Annotated in this window: 1 protein-coding gene and 1 pseudogene; both read left to right on the top strand. The window is 57.1% G+C overall.

What is annotated here, in order from left to right; all coding sequences use genetic code 11:
• Window positions 1–818: helix-hairpin-helix domain-containing protein (locus tag ACLUYS_RS07420; RefSeq protein ID WP_412659505.1), on the top strand; the 818-nt coding region annotated here is incomplete at its 5' end.
• Window positions 805–1,082 (top strand): annotated as a pseudogene (locus ACLUYS_RS07415) (hypothetical protein); the annotation flags it as partial. The gene ACLUYS_RS07420 and the pseudogene ACLUYS_RS07415, both read left to right, overlap by 14 nt.

Raw genomic sequence — 1,082 nt, 5'->3', positions numbered from 1 at the left:
GGCCAAAGACGTGTCCGGTCTGCGGCTCGGATCTGGTGCGTCTGGAAGGTGAGGCGGACTATTTCTGCCCGAACCCCAACTGTCCGGCCCGCATCGTGCGCAGCCTGATTCATTTCTGTTCGCGCGAAGCCATGGACATCGACGGCTTTGGCGACAAGCGCGTCGTCTGGCTGCACGACAACGGCTTTTTAAGCACGATTGAAGCTATTTATCATTTGCATGAACGCCGCCAAGAACTGCTCGCGCACAAAGGCTGGTCCGAAAAAGGAACCGACAAGCTGTTTGCGGCCATTGAAGCCTCCAAAAAGCAGCCGCTTGACCGTCTGCTTTTTGCCCTGGGCATTGAGCAGGTCGGAAGCAAGGCCGCTAAACTGCTTGCGGACGCCTTCCATTCGATGGATGCGCTCATGAACGCCAGCGAAAGCGAACTTTCCGCGGTGAAGTTCATCGGGGACGTATCCGCCAGAAGCATTCATTCTTTCTTCGCGCAGGAAGAAAACCAGAAGCTGATCGCGGCGCTCAAGACGCTCGGTCTCAATATGGAAGAAGCCCCGAAAGAAGCGGTCAATTCCGATTCCTTTTTCGCCGGCAAGACGGTTGTGCTGACCGGTACGCTTGAACAGATGCCGCGCTCGAAAGCCAAGGAAATTCTGGAATCGCTGGGTGCTTCGGTCGCCGGATCGGTTTCGAAAAAGACCAGTCTGGTCATCGCAGGCGCCAGTGCGGGAAGCAAGCTGGCCAAGGCCGAAAGTCTGGGCATTCCTGTATGGAGCGAAGACGACTTCCTCAAGGAGATTTCTCACGATGAAGCGGCGTAATACCGATACAAAAGCGTCCGTCAGACGCTCGGGCGTTCTGAAAAAGGCGCTGGTCTTCGCGGCTTCGGCTTCGATGCTGCTGAGCGGCTGTTCGGAAGAAGGCGCCCGCGTCGTGCAGGGCCTTCGCCCCGGCGACTATGGCGCGGTGCTTCCGTATGAAACGAGCGATACGCGCGGCAAGCATATCGGTCTGATCAGCGACATCGACATTCGAAGCCAGCTCGAATCCGGCCTGATGGATTTGTCGAAGCAGTACTTCTCGCC

It is taken from the genome of Allobaculum sp. (assembly GCF_047010065.1).
In the GTDB taxonomy this organism is placed as follows: Bacteria; Bacillota_I; Bacilli_A; order Erysipelotrichales; family Erysipelotrichaceae; genus Allobaculum; species Allobaculum fili.
This window is presented reverse-complemented; position numbering and strand designations above follow the sequence as displayed.